Consider the following 1,320-nt stretch of genomic DNA (forward strand, 5'->3'; position numbering starts at 1 on the left):
CGCAGCCCCGCACCCGCCGAGACGGATCCTGCCGCCGAGACCGGTCCGTGCACCGAGTCCGCGCCCGCGCCCTCCCGCCCCGTGCTCGGCCGCCGCGCATTGCTCGTGTCCTGCGCGTTCGTGGTGCTGGCGGCCACGGGGGTGCGGCTGTGGGTCGCGGCGGCGGGCTGGTTTTACTGGGACGACCTCATCCTCCACGGCCTGGCCGCCCGGCACGCGTGGCCGGATCCGGACCTGCTGTTCACCGACCACGACGGTCACCTCATGCCCGGCGGGATGGCCCTGGTCTGGCTGTCCGCCCATCTGGCGCCGCTGGACTTCCGGATGCCGCTGCTGCAGATCGCACTGCTCCAGCTGGTCTCCGGCGCGGCGCTGGCCCGCATGCTGTGGGTGCTGCTGTCGGGGCGGACGGCCCTGCTCGTCCCGCTGACGGCGGCATTGGCGATCCCGCTGGGCCTGCCCGCCGCGACATGGTGGGCGGCGGCGCTCAACGCGCTCCCGCTCACCGCCGCGATGGCGTTGGCCGTCGCGTCGATGGCCCTCCTCGCGCGCACGGGCAGGACGCGGCACGCGGTGGGTGCGGCGATGGCCACCGCGCTGGGGCTGCTGTTCGTGGAGAAGGCCCTCATCGTCCCGGCGGTCGCGGCCGTCGTGCTGCTGGGCGGGTGGTGGACGACGAGCGGAACGCGCGCCGACCTGCTCGCACTGTGGCGGCGGACCCGCGCCGCCTGGCTCGCTCAGGCCGTGATCGTGGCGGTGTGGGCGGCGGTCTTCCTCGTCGTCGTCGGCCGTCTCGGCGGGGGCACGCTCGACCCGGACCCGAACGGGGCGGCGAGTGGCGCGGCGAGTGGCGCGACCGGCTCTGTAGGCCCGGCAGACGGGGCGGGAGGCGACGGCGCACCACTGCGGTTCGCGGCTCTGGTCGACCACGCCTACCGGCTGGCAGTCGCGCCGACGCTCGGCGGAGGGCCGTGGCGGTGGGATCGCTGGCACCCCGGTCCGCCGATGGCCGACCCGCCCCTCGCCGCGGTGATCGCCGGAGCGGCCGCGTGCGTGGCCGTGCTGGCGTGGTCGCTGCCCACCCGACGCCGCACCGGCGCGATCTGGGCGGGCGCGGCGCTGTACCCGCTGGTCCCGGTGGTCCTCGTGGCGGTCGGCCGCGCCGGTCCGGACACCGCCGCGGAGATCGTCCAGACGCTGCGCTACCACTCCGAATATCCCGTCGTACTGGCCGCGGCGGCAGCCCTCGCCCTGGCGGCCCCGCGGCGTGGAACCGGGCCGGCGACCCGAGGCGGGCCGCACCGCACGCACATCGCACCG

At 76.6% G+C, this 1,320-nt stretch carries 1 pseudogene; it reads left to right on the forward strand.

The annotated features are described in order from the left end of the window. Nucleotides 1–1,320, forward strand: a pseudogene (locus HMPREF3086_RS00210) (hypothetical protein); the annotation flags it as partial.

Origin of the sequence: Dietzia sp. HMSC21D01, assembly GCF_001815995.1 — a bacterium.
Lineage (GTDB): Bacteria > Actinomycetota > Actinomycetes > Mycobacteriales > Mycobacteriaceae > Dietzia > Dietzia cinnamea.